Source organism: Mycobacterium sp. IDR2000157661 (assembly GCF_022317005.1).
Lineage (GTDB): Bacteria > Actinomycetota > Actinomycetes > Mycobacteriales > Mycobacteriaceae > Mycobacterium.
The window spans coordinates 2,480,990-2,496,446 of sequence record NZ_CP081006.1 but is presented as its reverse complement, the minus strand read 5'-3'; the positions used below and the strand labels follow the sequence as shown (position 1 = coordinate 2,496,446).

Here is a 15,457-nt window from a genome sequence, read left to right as displayed (position 1 = left end):
GGACGTGCCTATGCGGACCACACTTCGTTACCTCGCACCGGTGATCGCCGCAGGAGCCATCGCAGCGGCGCTCGCCGCGGCACCGGTGGCCGGCGCCGAACCGGTGGCTCCGGGTCCCGCCCCGAATCCGACCTTGCCGCAGTGCGTCGACACCGGCGGCGCGGCGGCACTCGGTGGGTCCACCACCGAGTGCGCCACCCCCGGCAACGTCTCGATCGACGCGACGCCCGCCCAGCAGGAGTACGTGGGCCCGTGGGGCAGCATGTGGGAAGGCGACGGCTTCTACTTCCCGTAACGGGCAGTCTCTGGCCCTAGGAGGCCAACCATGCGGAACTTCGTCCGCTTTATCGTGCCGCTTCCCGCGGCGATCGGCCTGGGCGTGATCCTTGCGCTCGCCCCTGCCGCCAATGCCACCCCACAGTGCACCGCCGTCGGCCCGACCACGACCCAGTGTCAGACCAACGGCAGTTCACAGATCGTCACGTCACCGCCGGTGAACAACAACTACTACGGCGGATACCCGTTCTGGGGTGGCGGCCTGGTCATCAGCCTCGGTGGTCTCGGCTTCGGCTGACCCCTGGAGTTTGACCGAAGAGGTTTCGGCTAACCTAACTTTTCTATTCGCAGCTCCGGATAGAAAGTGGGTCAGTGGTACAGCCGAACGACGTGCGTCTGCGGCCGAGCTGGGTGCTGCTCGGCCCCGCCTTCGTCGCCGCGATCGCCTATGTCGACCCCGGGAACGTGGCGGCCAACGTCAGCGCGGGCGCGCAGTTCGGGTTCCTGCTGGTCTGGGTGATCGTCGCGGCCAACGCGATGGCCTTTTTGGTGCAGTACCTGTCGGCGAAGCTGGGGCTGGTGAGCGGACTGTCCCTGCCCGAGGCCGTCGGCAGGCGGATGGGGCGGCGCAGCCGGTTGGCGTACTGGCTGCAGGCCGAATTGGTAGCCATGGCAACCGATCTCGCCGAGGTCGTCGGCGGCGCGATCGCGCTGTACCTCCTGTTCGATCTCCCGTTGCTCACCGGGGGCGTGATCACCGGGGCGGTCTCGCTGGCACTGCTGCTGATCAAGGACCGCCACGGCCAGAAGATGTTCGAGCGGGTGATCACCGGCCTGCTGGCAATCATCGCGATCGGTTTCCTCACCAGCTTGTTCGTCGCCCCGCCCCCCGTCGCCGAGGTCGCCGGCGGGCTCGTGCCGATGTTCGCAGGCACCGAGAGTGTGCTGCTCGCCGCGGCGATGCTCGGCGCGACGGTCATGCCGCACGCGGTGTATCTGCACTCAGGCCTGGCGCGGGACCGCCACGGTCAGCCCGAGGCCGGCCCGGACCGGCGCACCATGCTGCGCGTCACCCGCTGGGACGTCGGCCTCGCCATGGTCGTCGCCGGCGCGGTCAACCTGTCGATGCTGCTGGTCGCCGCCACGAACCTGCAGGGCCAGGCGAACACCGACTCCATCGAGGGCGCGCACGCCGCGGTGCAGAGCACCCTGGGCCCGACCGTCGCGCTGCTGTTCGCGATCGGGTTGCTGGCGTCGGGGTTGGCGTCGTCGTCGGTGGGCGCCTACGCGGGCGCGATGATCATGCAGGGCCTGCTGCGCCGCAGGATCCCGCTGCTGCTGCGGCGACTGGTCACCCTGCTGCCCGCGTTGGCGATCCTGGCGATCGGCACCGACCCCAGCCGGGCGTTGGTGCTCTCCCAGGTGGTGCTGTCATTCGGCATCCCGTTCGCCCTGATTCCGCTGATCCGGCTGACCAGCGACCGCAGCCTGATGGGCGACGACGCCAACCACCGCGTCACCACGACGCTGGGCTGGGCGGTGGCCGGGTTGATTAGTCTCTTGAACGTGGTGCTTATCTATCTGACCGTCGCTGGATAGCGCTGATGTGGGCTGGGCACAGCTACTTCGCGTACGGGTCGAACCTGTGCGTGCAGCAGATGGCGCTGCGCTGCCCGGACGCGGTCAACCCGCGGCCGGCCACGCTCGCCGATCACGACTGGCTGATCAACCAGCGTGGGGTCGCCACGGTCGAACCCTTTGACGGCTCCCAGGTGCACGGCGTCGTGTGGGAGCTGTCGGACCACGACCTGGCGACGCTCGACAGCGCAGAAGGCGTCCCGCTGCGCTACCGCCGCGACCGCCTCACCGTGCACACCGGCGACGGACCCGCCGAAGCCTGGGTCTACATCGACCACCGCGTCGATCCGGGTCCGCCCCGGCCGGGCTATCTGGAGCGCATCATCGACGGCGCCACCCACCACGGCTTGCCTGCGCGCTGGGTCGAGTTCCTGCGCCGATGGGATCCCGCGAACTGGCCCAGTCGCTCGGCGAATACCGATTCGTCTGCACCGCAATCACTTTCGGAGCTTCTCAGCCATCCCGGTGTCATCGAGGACAGCGTATTGAGGTCGCGCTTCGGCTTCCTCGCCATTCACGGCGGCGGCCTCGAGCAGATGACCGACGTGATCGCACGCCGCGCCGCCGACGCGGCGGGCGCCTCGCTGTACGTGGTGCACCACCCCGACCGCTACCCGTACCACCTGTCTTCGGCCCGCTACCTGACGCGGGAATCGCAGCGGCTCGCGGAGTTCTGCGACCACGTCGACGTCGCGGTGTCGCTGCACGGCTACGGACGGATCGGCCGCAGCGCCCAACTGCTGGCCGGTGGGGGCAATCGCGACCTGGCGCACCATCTCGCCCGCCACATCGCGGTGCCCGGCTACCAGGTCGTCACCGACCTCGACGCCATCCCGGTCGAACTGCGCGGTCTGCACCCCGACAACCCGGTCAACCGGGTCCGCCTCGGCGGGGCGCAACTCGAGCTCTCGGCGCGGGTGCGCGGCCTGAGCCCCCGCAGCCAGTTGCCGAGCGACGACGGCCTGACACCGGCGACATCGGGGCTGGTGCAGGGGCTCGTCACCGCGGCGCACGCCTGGAAGTGACAGCCGTCACCCACCCATCCGGCGGTGCCGGGACTCCGAATCCCTGGTGTGAAAGGCTCGCACCTTTACCGGACGCGGATCACGCACCTGCGACGTGCCCCGGTACACCACTACTTCGAGCACCAGGGCTACAGCTGGTACGTCGACATCGACCACCTGCCCCAGGTGCCGCTGTGGCTGCGCCCGTTCGCCCAGTTCGACCCGAACGACCACTTCGAGGGCGCGCCGACCGACACCCTGCGCCAGCGGATCGACGCATTCCTGCGGTCCAAGGACGTGGACCTGGGCGGCGGCCGGGTCACGGCCCTGCTGCAGGCGCGGGTGCTCGGGTATGTGTTCAACCCGGTGAGCCTGTTCTGGTGTCACGACGCTGACGGCGTCCTGCGCAGCGTCGTGATGGAGATGCACAACACCAAGGGCAAGCGGCACGCCTACCTCCTGCCGCCGGGGCCGAACCAGGTCTCGATGACGCCGAAGAAGCTGCGCGTATCGCCGTTCAACGGGGTCGAGGGCTACTACCTGGTGCGGGCGCCCTATCCCGGCGACGAGCTGGACGTGACCGTTTCGCTGCACCGCGACAACGAGCCCGCGTTCATCGCGACCCTGCGCGGAACCCGCCGCCAGGCCAACGTCAGAGAGGTGTTGCGGCTTCAGACGGTGGCACCGCTGGCACCGCTGATGACCGCACTCGAATTCCGCGTCCAGAACCTGACCTTGTGGTTGCGCCGGGTCCCGGTGGCCCGACGGCTCGAGCAGGTGTCCGAAACTCGTTCGCCCGCACCTGCTTTAGTCGGCCAGAGCGGCGAATCGCGATAATTATGACGCTTGTGTCGCCGGTGGCTAGGCTACCGCTCGTGACAACCGACCTCGAGGAGCTGCTTCGCCAGGTGGCCCAGCAGGACGTCGAGGCGTTCGCCACGCTGTACGACCGGACGCGGGCCAGGGTGTACGGCCTGGTGACACGCGTGCTGCGCGACCCCGGTTACAGCGAGGAGACCACGCAGGACATCTACCTCCAGGTATGGCGCACGGCGAAGGACTACGACCCCGCCATCGGCTCGCCGCTGGGCTGGCTGATGACGCTGGCACACCGTCGCGCGGTCGACCGCGTGCGCTCCGAGCAGGCGTCGAGCCAGCGCGAGTCGCGCTACGGCGCCGCCAACATCGACCTGCCGTCCGACCATGTGGCCGATTCGGTGATCTTGCGCGACGAACGCCGGCAGGTGGCCGACTGCCTGGGCTCGCTGACCGATATGCAGCGCGAGTGCATCCAGTTGGCGTATTACGATGGGCTGACGTACGCCCAAGTGTCCGAACGATTGTCGGCGAATCTTGCGACAATCAAATCGCGGATGCGCGACGGTATCCGCGGACTGCGAAAGTGCTTGGGGATCGCATGACCGAGCCGATGAACACCGACCTCGTGGCGCTGGCGGCGCCCTATGCGCTGCACGCCATGCCCGAATCAGAACGCGCCGACGTCGAGCGCCGCATCGCGGCCGCGCCCCCGGCCGTCGCGCAAGCATTCGCCGGCGAGGTGCGCGCGGTGCGCGAGACCATGGCGGTGTTGTCGGCCGCCACCGCCGTCGAGCCACCGCACGACCTCCGCGACCGCGTCATGGCCGAGATCCACGGCGCCGAGACCGGGGCCGCGACCGAGGCGTCGGTCACCGAACTGCGTCCACGCGCCAAGCGCTGGCAGAAGGTGTTGTTGTCAGCCGCGGCGGTGCTCGCGGTGGGCGCCGGCGCGCTGGGGGTGGGCATGGCCATGCAGCCCGCACCCACCCCGTCGGCCGCCGAGGAGATCTTCGCCGCCCCCGACGTGCGCACCGTGTCCGGTGATATCCCCGGCGGCGGCACCGCGACCGTGGTGTTCTCTCGCGAAAAGGACGCCGGGGTGCTGGTGATGAACAACGTGTCCCCGCCCCAACCCGGCACCGTGTACCAGATGTGGCTGGTCGACGGGCAAGGACCGCACCCGGCGGGAACCATGGACGCGAAGGCGATCGCGCCGTCGACCACGGCGGTGCTGCCCGACCTCGGTGATTCACGGACGCTGGCGTTCACCGTCGAACCGCCCGGCGGTTCCCAGCGGCCGACCGGTCAGCCGTTCGCCGCGCTGCCCCTGACCTAGACGCCCGCCAGGGTCGCCGTCGCCATCTCGGCCAGCACGTCGGAGACGTCGTGGCGGCGACCCCACGCCCGCCGTTGCCGCATTGCGCCGTTGCCCTGCTCCGCAACGCGGTGCAGTTCGTCGAACACCAGGTCATAGTCGCCCGTCGCCTCCAGCGCCGGCCGGACGTGCTCGACGAGGCGGTCCAACAGCGTCCGCGCGGGTATGCAGTCGTGGCCCTCCATCAGGTCCACGGCATTGCCCTCGAGACCGTCGCGCGCGGACTTCCAGTAGGCGGCCTTCAACGCATGCGCAGCGAGCGGTGCGACCGGCTCTCCCCGTCGCTCGTCGTCGAGCGCGGTCATCACCGCCGCGCGAGTCAGCGCCGCCAGCAGGACGGTGTCGGCGACGGTCGCGGGCACGTCGGCGACGCGCACTTCCACCGTCGGGAAGTTCTTCGACGGGCGCACGTCCCAATAGACCATGCCGTCGTCGAGCATGGCGCCTGCGTGCTGCAGCATCGCCACCACCGCGTCGTATTCGTCGGCCGAATCGAAGTGCGGCGGCGGGCCCGCGCTCGGCCACCGGGCCCACAGCACACTGCGCCAGCTGGCGTGGCCGGTGTCGGCATTGCGGTACACCGCAGAATTCGCCGCCAGCGCCAGCAACGACGGCAGCCAGGGCCGCAGCCGGTTGCTGACCCGGATCGCCGCCTCCCGGCTGGGCACCGCGACGTGCACGTGGCAACCGCAGATGCCCTGCTCGTGAGCGATCATCCCGAATTTGTCGCCGATCTCGCGGTACCGGGGTGTGTCGGTGATCGGGAACGAGTGCGGCACAGTCGGCGGCAGCCCCGCGGCCAGCAGCCGGGCGCCGGCGGCCTCGGCGGCCTCGGCGGCGACCCGCCGCAGGCGCAGCAGTTGTTCACGCAGTTCGCGGCTGGTGCCGACGACGTCGCTGGTGGTCTCCACCTGGCACGTGGTCAGCTCGAGCTGCAGCTTCACGCCGCGGTTCTGTGCCTCCTTGGCAACGGCGGCGTTGAGCGCGACGGGTTCACCGTTCGCGGGGTCGACGAGCAGGAACTCCTCTTCGACGCCGATCGTGGGGTGGGTGGCCATGGTGAGAATTCTGCGCCGAGAGTATTGATCCGGCCCGTCGGAGATGTCTCACGACGGGCCGGATCGGGCAACAAGTCCTTTTGTGTGGACTCCGGGATTCGGAGTCGGCGGCAGAGGTATTGCCCAGGCGCCACACGCGCCAAACCTCGCGCTGTCGACCGTGACCAATACGATGCGAACGTGAGGAGAGACTTCCGGTTCGGCGTCGGGTTGCAGGCCGCACGCCGGCAGCAGTCCGTGCAGGACTGGGCGCGCCGCGTCGAGGACATGGGCTACGACATCGTGCACATGGCCGACCATCTCTACACCACCGCGCCGTTCCCGATGATGACGGCGCTGGCGATGGCCACGGACCGGCTGAAGGTCGGCACGTTCGTGCTCAACGCCGGCTTCTACCGGCCGGCACTGCTGGCCCGCGACGTCACGTCGCTGCGCGACCTCAGCGGCGGGCGATTCGAGCTCGGGCTGGGCGCGGGGTACGTCAAAGAGGAGTTCGAGCAGGCCGAGCTGCCGTACCCGTCGGCCGGACAGCGGGTGAAGTGGTTGCGGCATGTGACCGAGCACATGGCCGAACACGCCCCCGACGTGCCGATCCTGATCGCGGGCAACGGCGACAAGTTGCTGACCCTGGCCGCACAGCGGGCCCACATCATCGGCCTCACGGGAGGTGCGCCGATTTCACGGGAGTCCGATCCGCTGGCCGACCGCGTGGCGTTCGTCCGTCGTGCGGCCGGCGACCGGTTCGGCGACCTCGAACTGAACCTAGCCGTGACCGCGATGCCCACCGATGACTCCGGCCGGGCCGACCTGTCCATCACCCGCCGGTTCCTGCCACACCTGTCCGACGTCGAGTTGTTGAGCACTCCGGCGGTGCTGTCCGGATCGACGAAGGAGATCGCCGACACGATCCGCGGTTACCGCGAGACCTACGGCGTCACCTATATCACCGTGCAGCAGCGGCACGCCGAGCCGTTCGCCAAGGTGATCGCCGAACTGCGCTGACGGGCGCTGCGCACGGCAGCCGGTAAGCTGCCAGCCGTCACGCCCTCGTAGCTCAGGGGATAGAGCACGGCTCTCCTAAAGCCGGTGTCGCAGGTTCGAATCCTGCCGGGGGCACTCGAGAGCGCCGACTCGTTGCTCATAGTTCCTACGAATGAAACGATCAACCGCAGATCTCCGTCGACTTCACAGGAAGAGGGGCAAGTGACTGCTTTCGCGGTGGTGCTGCTGATCGTGGCAGCTGTCACGATCGTGCTGGGCCTGGTTCTCTATGGCAACGGCGTCGGTGCAGTTCCCGACGAGCCCCTCCGCGAGCGGGCAGCCACCAGGCAGGGCTTATCGCGGATTTCCTGGAAAGACCTGTTCAGTCAGATGAAGACATCGATCAAGACCATCACCGATGCCGACGCAAGCCGTACGCAGCGGTTGGCGGCGACCGGCGCGTTCTGCGTCATGATCGGACTTATCGTCGTAGCCATCGCCGTTCTGGCGTTCGTGGCCGCCTTGCTCTAGAAGCGCCCGGGCACCCTTTTGCATCGCTTGTGCATCGTTGGCCGGGCAGTCGGGTAATATCTGCGGTGGTGCGGCGGCCGACGGGCAAACGCTCGCTGCTGAACTGACAGGGTCACCCCGTCGGCCGCCTGACGCCGGCGGTGAAACGTGACCGATTTCAGCGCAGACGCTTATCGCCGCGTTCCCGAATAGTCAGGCCACAAAACAGCGTCGGCGTAATCCGCCGAAAAGTCAGCTGCGCCGACCGTGTTCGACGACTGCGTCAATTATGCTGCATCACTTGTCGATTCGCGTGTCGATGACACGCTGGGCGATGTCGGTCAGCTTGGTGTTGCTGTCCTGCGACAGCTGTTTGAGCATGTCGAACGCCCGCATGTCGTCGACGCCGTAGCGCTCCATGATGATGCCCTTGGCCTGGCCGATGCGGTCCCGAGTCGACAGGGCCGACTCGAGCTGTTCGCTCTGCCGGCTCGCCAGCAGCGCCGCGGCGGCGTGCGCCGCGAGGATCACACCGATCGTCTCGTCCTCGGGGGTGAAGGCGTTGGGTTGGTAGGCGAACAAGTTGAGCGCACCCGCAGTGCGAGAGCTGGTGTACAGCTTGAACGACAGACCCGACAGCACGCCCCGTTCGACGCATGCGGCGGAGTACTTCGGCCAGCGCTGTTCGTGCCGGAAGTCGTCGGTGCGCACGATCAGATCGTCGACCGCCGCCTGGACACAGGGCCCCTCGTTGAACTGCATCTGCAATTCGTCGAGCCGATGCGGCATGTCCGACGTCGTCGCCAGTGACTCGAACTTGCCGCCCCTGGCCAGCAGCAGCACACCGGCCGTGTCCGCACCCGGGATCAGCTCCTGAGCCGTGGCGGTGACATCTTCCAGGACTTCCTCCACCCTTTTCGGGGCAGCGGACGACCGGGCCAGCTCTGCCATCCGCTGAGCCAGATCAAGTTCACGCGACTGCGCCATGAAGGGCAGTCTTACCCATGTTGCGCCGTGACACACAATTGTTTGCCCTTTCCAGGCAGTGGGCACTGTCCACGGCAGGCATGCGAGGCGGTCGACCACTTCGCATGCTGAGGTCTCGTCGGTTCAGACCAGGAGCCGGCGGGACCGCTCGGGCCGATCCGCCCTGTCACTCTCTTAGTTGTAGTAACGTCCGGGTCCATGGGCGCGGCCAACGTCTGGATACTGGGCGGATACCAAAGCGATTTCGCTCGTAACCTCAGCCGCGAGTGCCGTGACGTCGCCGACCTGACGGCCGAGGTCCTCGAGGGCACACTGACCGCGGCCCGCGTGGACGCCGCCGATGTCGGCGTGGTCCACGTCGCGAATGCCTTCGGGGAACTGTTCACCGGCCAGGCGCACCTCGGCGCGATGCCCGCCACCGTGCACGAGGGACTCTGGAACACGCCGGCCACCCGGCACGAGGCCGCCTGCGCCTCGGGCAGCGTCGCCGTGCTGGCGGCCATCGCCGACCTGCGGTCCGGCGCCTACGACTGCGCGCTGGTGCTGGGAGTCGAACTCGAGAAGACGGTGCCCGGCGACACGGCCGCTGCGCACCTCGGCGCCGCGGCATGGACCGGTCATGAGGGTGCGGACGCAACGTTCATGTGGCCGCACATGTTCGACCGGATCACCGCCGAGTACGACCGGCGCTACGGCATCGACGAAACCCACCTGCGCGCCATCGCCACGCTCAATCTCGCCAACGCCCGCGCCAACCCGAACGCACAGACCCGCAACTGGACCGTGCCCGACCCGCTGACCGACGACGATGCGGTCAACCCGGTCGTCGAGGGTCGGCTACGGCGGTTCGATTGCAGCCAGATGACCGACGGCGGCGCCGCAGTCGTGCTGGCAACCGACGCGTTCGTGCGCGGCCATCCCGGCGCGCGAGCGATCGGGCGGATCGAGGGCTGGGGTCACCGCACGGTGGGCCTGGGCCTGCAGCAGAAACTCGACCGAAGTGCCGACGACCCCTATGTGATGCCGCACGTTCGGGCGGCGGTGCTCGACGCGCTCGGCCGCGCGCAGGTGCGCCTCGACGACGTCGACGGCTTCGAGGTGCACGACTGCTTCACTCCCAGCGAGTATCTCGCCATCGACCACATCGGCTTGACCGGTCCCGGTGAATCGTGGAAGGCCATCGAGAACGGCGAGATCGAGATCGGCGCGCGACTGCCGATCAACCCCAGCGGCGGGTTGATCGGGGGAGGCCATCCCGTCGGGGCATCGGGCATCCGGATGCTGCTCGACGCCGCCAAACAGGTCAGCGGTGGCGCGGATGACTACCAGGTCGAGGGCGCAAGGACGTTCGGCACGTTGAACGTCGGCGGCAGCACCGCCACCACGGTCAGCTTCGTCGTGCGAGGAGTGTGAGATGGGTGCGAACGTCGAGATCGTCGGCAAATTCCTCTCGACTCTGCCCGACGACGACGATCACCCCTATCGGACCGGACCGTGGCGGCCGCAGAACACCGAGTGGGACGCCGACGATCTGCGGCCTGTCGAAGGCGAGATTCCGGCCGACCTGGACGGGGTCTATCTGCGCAACACCGAGAACCCCCTGCACCCGGCGCTGCGGTTCTACCACCCGTTCGACGGCGACGGCATGGTGCACGTCGTCGGCTTCCGCGACGGAAAAGCGTTCTACCGCAACAGGTTCGTCCGCACCGACGGCTTTCTGGCCGAGAACGACGCCGGCGGACCGCTGTGGCCGGGCCTGGCCGAGCCCGTACACCTCGCCCGACGCGACCACGGCTGGGGCGCCCGGACTGTGATGAAGGACGCATCCAGCACCGATGTCATCGTCCATCGCGGTACCGCGTTGACCAGTTTCTACCAGTGCGGCGACCTCTACCGAGTGGACCCGTACTCGGGCGACACCCTGGGCAAGGAGGACTGGAGCGGCGGATTCCCCGTCGACTGGGGCGTGTCGGCGCACCCCAAGGTCGACGACCGCACCGGCGAACTGCTGTTCTTCAGCTACAGCAAGCAGGCGCCGTACCTGCGTTACGGCGTGGTCGACGAGTGCAACTCGCTGGCGCATCTCACCGACATCCCGCTGCCGGGCCCGCGCCTTCCCCATGACATGGCGTTCACCGAGAACTACGCCGTCCTCAACGACTTCCCGATGTTCTGGGACCCCGAGTTGTTGAAGGCCGGCATCCATCTGCCCGGCTTCCATCCCGACATGCCGTCGCGCTTCGCGGTCGTGCCGCGTCGCGGCGCGGTGGGTGACATCCGCTGGTTCGAGGCAGATCCGACGTTCGTGCTGCACTTCACCAATGCCTACGAGGACGGTGACGACATCGTGCTCGACGGCTTCTTCCAAGGCGATCCCTCGCCGGTCGACACCAACGGCGGAACCAAATGGGAGAGGGCCTTCCGCTTCCTCGCACTCGACCGGATGCAGACGCGGCTGCACCGGTGGCGGTTCAACCTGCGCACCGGTGCGACCACCGAAGAGCAACTGACCGACTCCATCACCGAATTCGGCATGATCAACGGCGGCTACGCCGGACTTCCCTACCGTTACACCTATGCCGCCACGGGCAAGCCGGGATGGTTCCTGTTCGACGGGCTGGTCAAGCACGACCTGCACACCGGCGCCGAGGAGCGGTTCGTCTTCCCCGACGGCGTCTACGGCAGCGAGACCGCGATGGCTCCGCGCTGCAATGTCGCCGCCGGGGCGGCCGAGGACGACGGCTACCTAGTGACGCTGACCACCGACATGGCCGCCGACGCCTCCTACTGCCTGGTGTTCGACGCCGCCAGGGTCGCCGACGGACCGGTCTGCAAACTGCCTCTGCCCGAGCGCATTTCCAGCGGCACCCACTCGACCTGGGCGCCGGGCTCCGAACTTCGCCGCTGGCACCGGACCGACGCCGCGGCAGCGGCGATCGGTCTGTGAGTGGCGCGACCCGAACCCAATGCGGTCGCCCGCATGCTCGGGGTACTGGGCGACGAGTGGACGCTGCTCGTCGTCCAGCAGGCACTGCTCGGCGCCAGACGCTTCGGGGAGTTCAAGTCGCGGCTGCCGATCTCCAACTCCGTGCTGACGTCTCGGCTTCGATCACTCACGGAGGAGGGCCTGTTCGAGCGGCGCGAGTACCAGGCCAGTCCCCAACGCTTCGAGTACGCGATCACCACACGGGGCCGGTCGCTGTGGCCGATGCTGTTGTGCATCTGGGACTGGGAACTCCGCTGGGTGCCCGACCACGTCCAGGAACTCCCGCGGATGCACCACGACCTCTGCGGCGATGTGTTCACGCCGCTGGTGACCTGCCGGTCATGTGACGCCGTCGTCGACGAGAAAGAGATTGCCGCACAGTGGGGTCCGAGCGGAACCTGGCCGCGATCCATACCGGTCAGCTCGACCCGCCGACGTTCCGAGGTCGACCAACTCGCCTCGCCGGGGCTCTTCCCCCAGACGATGAGCGTGCTGGGCAACCGCTGGGGCTTCGCGCTGGTGGTCGCGGCGTTCGTCGGCATGAGCCGCTTCACCGACTTCCAGACCGGACTGCGCGCACCGCCGGGATCCGTCGCCGACCGGCTCGCCGTGCTGTCGGCCAACGGCGTCTTCGCCGGCGATGGCACGCGCTACCGGCTCACCGAGAAGGGCCGCGAGCTGTTCGGGGTCGTGGTGACGGCGCAGCAGTGGGCGCAGCGCTGGCTGGAAGCCGCCGACGGTCCAGCGGTGCTGCTGTCGCACGGCGGCCACCGATTCACCGTGGCGCTGAGGTGCGGCCAGTGCCGGGAACGCCTGCGCGCAGGGCACATCACGACCATTGGATGAAAAAATTCTGGCACTCTCCTGGTGCGAGTGCTAACATCGCTGGTGCACAGTGATTTGGCTGCCCGCCAGGGTGGCGGGCTCTGTTCGATAGAGGAGGTGGATTGCTGTGCTCCGCTTTGATCCGTTCAATGACCTTGATGCCATGACCCGGGGCCTGCTCACCAGCCAGACCGGATCGAACCGCACTCCTCGGTTCATGCCGATGGATCTGTGCAAGATCGACGACCACTACCTGCTCACCGCCGACTTGCCCGGCGTCGACCCCGGGTCGGTGGATGTCAATGTCGACAACGGCACCCTGACGATCTCCGCCCACCGCACTCCGAGGTCGGACGACGGCGTGCAGTGGCTGGCCAACGAGAGGTTCTTCGGCACCTACCGCAGGCAGCTCTCGCTCGGCGAAGGCATTGACTCGTCAGCCATTTCGGCAACCTACGAGAACGGTGTCCTCACGGTCACCATCCCGCTGGCCGAGCGCGCCAAGCCGCGCAAGATCGACGTCGCCCACGGCGGGGGGCAGAAGTCGATCGAGACGACGACCGTCGAATCCGGCTAGCGTCAACCGGTTCGGCCGTTGCGGTCCAGCCGGAACTCCAGGTTGGACCGCACGGCCGGCCATTCGATGTCCAGGATCGAGTAGACGACGGTGTCGCGCCGCGACCCGTCGGCAAGCAACTGGTGGCTGCGCAGGATCCCATCCTGTTTCGCGCCCAGCCGCTCGATCGCCGCGCGGCTGGTGGAGTTGAAGAAATGCGTGCGGAACTCGACTGCGACGCAGCGTAACTCGTCGAACGCGTGGCCGAGCATGAGCAGCTTGGTCTCGGAGTTGATGCCGCTGCGCCGCGCTGAGGCCACGTACCAGGTATTGCCGATCTCCAGGCGGCGGTTGAGCGCGTCGACCTGCATGAAGCTCGACGACCCGACCAGCGACCCGTCGAGGCGCCGTACCACGAACGTCAGCCCGGTCGCCGGTGACTGCACCGCCAACCGGGCCTCGACCCACCGCTCGACGGCGTCGTGCCCCGGCGCCGCGGTGAACCACAGCCGGCCCAACTCACCGTCGGCGGCGACCTCGGCGATCTCGCGAACATGGTCGCGGCGCAGGGGTTCCAGCGACACCCACCGCTCACCGGTCAGGGAGACCGGGTGGACGAGCCCGCTCATCCGGCCCGCGTCGTCGACGCCCACGCGGCCACCATCGTCCAGACCGACACGAGGACCGCGACGCCCCCCACGGCAGCGCCCAGATAGAGCCCGTAACCCGCCGACACCGGCGGGTACACGTAGAGCCGGTAATACCACACCGACAACACCACCACCAGCACCGAAAGAGCCAGCGCCACAGAGGAAGCCATTCGCGGCGAGAGGCCCCTGGCGGCCATCGCGCCCGCGACGATCAGCATGGAGGCCAACAGCACCAGAAGCTGCCCGACCCCGAACCCCGGTGCAGGCCCGCGCAGCTCGCCCACCACGCCGCCGATCGCGCTGACCCTGCCACCGCCCGCGGTGAGCCACGGCAGCCACGCGCTCACCGAGACGACCGCCCCGCACAGCGCGACCAGCCATCCCGGACCCAGGCGCGACATGCCCAGAGCCTATCGGGTGTGTCCGCGCGCTCCGATCTCTACTGTGGAGTGTCCGACACCGAAAAGGCGGTACTGGGATGACCGATCTTCCGGACTGGGCGCGTCGCCTGGACCTTTCGCCCCACCCCGAGGGCGGCTGGTATCGGGAAACCTGGCGCAGCGACCTCACCGTGCCACAGTCCGCACTGCCGCCGGACTACACCGGACCGCGCAGCGCGGGCACGGCCATCCTGTTCCTGTTGATGCCCGGTCAGCAGTCGGCCTGGCACACGGTGCGCAGCGCCGAACTCTGGCTGTGGCATTCGGGCAGCCCGCTTCTGCTGGAGGCCGGACCCGAACAGGGCGGCGCCACAACGCATCTACTGGGCGCCGACATCCTGGCCGGGGAGCAACCGCAGTATGTCGTGCCGCCGGGTCACTGGCAGCGCGCCCGGCCCCGCGACGACGTCCCGAGCCTTGTGAGCTGCGTGGTCGTGCCCGGGTTCGACTTCGCCGACTTCGCGATGGCGGCCGCTACCGACTGAGCAGTTCGACGGCCGCCGTCACCAACGCCGCGTTGTCCGGCGCGGTCGAGCCGTCCGGCAGTCGCAGGGTGTCCTCCATCCCGATGCGCGTCTGCAGTCCGCAGGCGCCTGCGTGCTCGAGCAGCGGCCAACAACTTCGGTCCAGGCCGTGCAGCAGCACCGGCGCCGGCGATCCCGCAGCCCGGATCCTGGTCAGAAGGTCGTCGGCGGTCGCGATGTCAGCGTCGGACGGCAACTCGATCATCACGCGCAGACAGTGCTCGGCGACCTCCGACCGGGCCCACGACTCGGCGGCTTCGGCGTGGAAGATGCCGGCCTCGACGCCCAGGCCCCGGTCGAGCAGCAGCTTGGCCAGGTCCTCTGCGCCCGGCTCGTGCCAGTTGACCGAGGCGAAGTCCGGCAGCACCCGCCACGCTTCGATCGCGCGTCGCCGTTCACGTTCATTGGGCAGCGCCCAGTAGCCGGTCGTGACGCCGAGCGGCAATCCAGCCAGCGCGTGCCGGGCGGCACCCACCGCGGCGTCGACCACCTCCGGCCGCAGCGAGTCGGCGCCGTCGGGGGTCTTGGGATGCATGTGCACGGCCTTGGCGCCGGCCCTATGGGCCGCTACCGCGGCCGCGGCCAACTGGTCCGGATTCACCGGCAGGTTGGGGTGCTGGTCCGGGGTGCGGGCCCCGTTGATGCACGCCGTGACGTAAATCTGGGCGGGCATGTTCCCCATCATCGCAGCTTGCTACCGCGCGCCGCCTGTGCGGTCGTCGGCGGCGCCCACCCGCTTCTGAATCGCCGTACATCATGCGCCCGAAAGTTGTACCTTATCGTGACCTTATATATGCCTTATTTTTCTTAGAAACTCGTGTACCGTGA

General features: G+C 68.3%; 19 protein-coding genes and 1 tRNA gene. 15 read left to right on the top strand and 5 right to left on the bottom strand.

Annotated elements, in window-relative coordinates; genetic code table 11:
* Window positions 1–10: 10 nt before the first annotated feature.
* The 7 genes from K3G64_RS13300 to K3G64_RS13270 all read left to right on the top strand — a co-directional run bounded on the left by K3G64_RS13300 (window position 11) and on the right by K3G64_RS13270 (window position 5,073).
* The gene (locus K3G64_RS13300; protein WP_238884900.1) at window positions 11–295 is read left to right on the top strand and encodes a hypothetical protein; all 285 of its coding nucleotides are present in this window, start codon (window positions 11–13) and stop codon (window positions 293–295) included.
* A 30-nt stretch (window positions 296–325) separates the two neighbouring features.
* A complete protein-coding gene (locus K3G64_RS13295; protein WP_238884899.1) occupies window positions 326–574 on the top strand; it encodes a hypothetical protein in 249 nt (82 codons plus the stop codon).
* Window positions 575–648: 74 nt separating this feature from the next.
* Window positions 649–1,875, top strand: coding sequence for an Nramp family divalent metal transporter (locus tag K3G64_RS13290; RefSeq protein ID WP_238884898.1), 1,227 nt, complete (start codon window positions 649–651; stop codon window positions 1,873–1,875).
* Between the two features lie 5 nt (window positions 1,876–1,880).
* Window positions 1,881–2,939, top strand: a complete 1,059-nt coding sequence (locus K3G64_RS13285; RefSeq protein WP_238884897.1) for a poly-gamma-glutamate hydrolase family protein — start codon at window positions 1,881–1,883, stop codon at window positions 2,937–2,939.
* Between the two features lie 48 nt (window positions 2,940–2,987).
* Window positions 2,988–3,755 (top strand): DUF1365 domain-containing protein, encoded by a 768-nt coding sequence (locus K3G64_RS13280; RefSeq protein WP_238884896.1) that lies wholly within the window; start codon window positions 2,988–2,990, stop codon window positions 3,753–3,755.
* A gap of 2 nt (window positions 3,756–3,757) precedes the next feature.
* Window positions 3,758–4,339, top strand: coding sequence for a sigma-70 family RNA polymerase sigma factor (locus K3G64_RS13275; protein WP_238884895.1), 582 nt, complete (start codon window positions 3,758–3,760; stop codon window positions 4,337–4,339).
* Window positions 4,336–5,073: an anti-sigma factor gene (locus tag K3G64_RS13270; RefSeq protein WP_238884894.1), complete on the top strand. Its 738-nt coding sequence runs from the start codon at window positions 4,336–4,338 to the stop codon at window positions 5,071–5,073. Before K3G64_RS13275 ends, K3G64_RS13270 begins: the two co-directional genes overlap by 4 nt.
* Here K3G64_RS13270 and K3G64_RS13265 read toward each other — a convergent pair.
* Window positions 5,070–6,170, bottom strand: a complete 1,101-nt coding sequence (locus tag K3G64_RS13265) for a glutamate--cysteine ligase 2 (protein ID WP_238950343.1) — start codon at window positions 6,168–6,170, stop codon at window positions 5,070–5,072. The two genes, K3G64_RS13270 and K3G64_RS13265, sit on opposite strands and share 4 nt — an antisense overlap.
* A 180-nt stretch (window positions 6,171–6,350) precedes the next feature.
* Between K3G64_RS13265 and K3G64_RS13260 the strand changes: the two genes are divergently transcribed.
* The 3 genes from K3G64_RS13260 to K3G64_RS13250 all read left to right on the top strand — a co-directional run bounded on the left by K3G64_RS13260 (window position 6,351) and on the right by K3G64_RS13250 (window position 7,682).
* Complete coding sequence (locus K3G64_RS13260) at window positions 6,351–7,172, top strand: TIGR03621 family F420-dependent LLM class oxidoreductase (RefSeq protein WP_238950342.1); 822 nt, start codon at window positions 6,351–6,353, stop codon at window positions 7,170–7,172.
* A gap of 41 nt (window positions 7,173–7,213) precedes the next feature.
* A tRNA-Arg gene (locus K3G64_RS13255) sits at window positions 7,214–7,286 on the top strand.
* 87 nt (window positions 7,287–7,373) lie between these two features.
* Window positions 7,374–7,682 carry a hypothetical protein gene (locus K3G64_RS13250; RefSeq protein ID WP_238950341.1) on the top strand — a complete coding sequence of 103 codons (309 nt, stop codon included), beginning with the start codon at window positions 7,374–7,376 and terminating at the stop codon, window positions 7,680–7,682.
* 276 nt (window positions 7,683–7,958) lie between these two features.
* Here K3G64_RS13250 and K3G64_RS13245 read toward each other — a convergent pair whose 3' ends face one another.
* Entirely contained in the window at window positions 7,959–8,648 is a 690-nt protein-coding gene (locus K3G64_RS13245; RefSeq protein WP_238950340.1) for a GAF and ANTAR domain-containing protein, read from the bottom strand.
* Between the two features lie 198 nt (window positions 8,649–8,846).
* Between K3G64_RS13245 and K3G64_RS13240 the strand changes: the two genes are divergently transcribed.
* The 4 genes from K3G64_RS13240 (at window position 8,847) to K3G64_RS13225 (ending at window position 13,036) form a co-directional block, all read left to right on the top strand.
* Window positions 8,847–10,061, top strand: coding sequence for an acetyl-CoA acetyltransferase (locus K3G64_RS13240; RefSeq protein ID WP_238950339.1), 1,215 nt, complete (start codon window positions 8,847–8,849; stop codon window positions 10,059–10,061).
* 1 nt (window position 10,062) lies between these two features.
* Window positions 10,063–11,595 (top strand): carotenoid oxygenase family protein, encoded by a 1,533-nt coding sequence (locus K3G64_RS13235; RefSeq protein ID WP_238950338.1) that lies wholly within the window; start codon window positions 10,063–10,065, stop codon window positions 11,593–11,595.
* Between the two features lie 33 nt (window positions 11,596–11,628).
* Window positions 11,629–12,480, top strand: a complete 852-nt coding sequence (locus K3G64_RS13230) for a winged helix-turn-helix transcriptional regulator (protein ID WP_238950640.1) — start codon at window positions 11,629–11,631, stop codon at window positions 12,478–12,480.
* 106 nt (window positions 12,481–12,586) lie between these two features.
* Window positions 12,587–13,036: an Hsp20/alpha crystallin family protein gene (locus tag K3G64_RS13225; protein WP_238950337.1), complete on the top strand. Its 450-nt coding sequence runs from the start codon at window positions 12,587–12,589 to the stop codon at window positions 13,034–13,036.
* A 2-nt stretch (window positions 13,037–13,038) separates the two neighbouring features.
* On the opposite strand, the gene K3G64_RS13220 is transcribed toward K3G64_RS13225, so the two are convergent.
* Window positions 13,039–13,644, bottom strand: a complete 606-nt coding sequence (locus K3G64_RS13220) for a GNAT family N-acetyltransferase (RefSeq protein ID WP_238950639.1) — start codon at window positions 13,642–13,644, stop codon at window positions 13,039–13,041.
* Window positions 13,641–14,066 (bottom strand): hypothetical protein, encoded by a 426-nt coding sequence (locus tag K3G64_RS13215; RefSeq protein ID WP_238950336.1) that lies wholly within the window; start codon window positions 14,064–14,066, stop codon window positions 13,641–13,643. Before K3G64_RS13215 ends, K3G64_RS13220 begins: the two co-directional genes overlap by 4 nt.
* Before the next feature lie 77 nt (window positions 14,067–14,143).
* Here K3G64_RS13215 and K3G64_RS13210 point away from each other — a divergent pair, with 77 nt between their 5' ends.
* Window positions 14,144–14,590, top strand: a complete 447-nt coding sequence (locus K3G64_RS13210) for a cupin domain-containing protein (RefSeq protein WP_238950335.1) — start codon at window positions 14,144–14,146, stop codon at window positions 14,588–14,590.
* Here K3G64_RS13210 and K3G64_RS13205 read toward each other — a convergent pair.
* Window positions 14,580–15,302 carry a 3-keto-5-aminohexanoate cleavage protein gene (locus K3G64_RS13205; protein ID WP_238950334.1) on the bottom strand — a complete coding sequence of 241 codons (723 nt, stop codon included), beginning with the start codon at window positions 15,300–15,302 and terminating at the stop codon, window positions 14,580–14,582. The genes K3G64_RS13210 and K3G64_RS13205 overlap by 11 nt on opposite strands.
* Window positions 15,303–15,457: the final 155 nt, after the last annotated feature.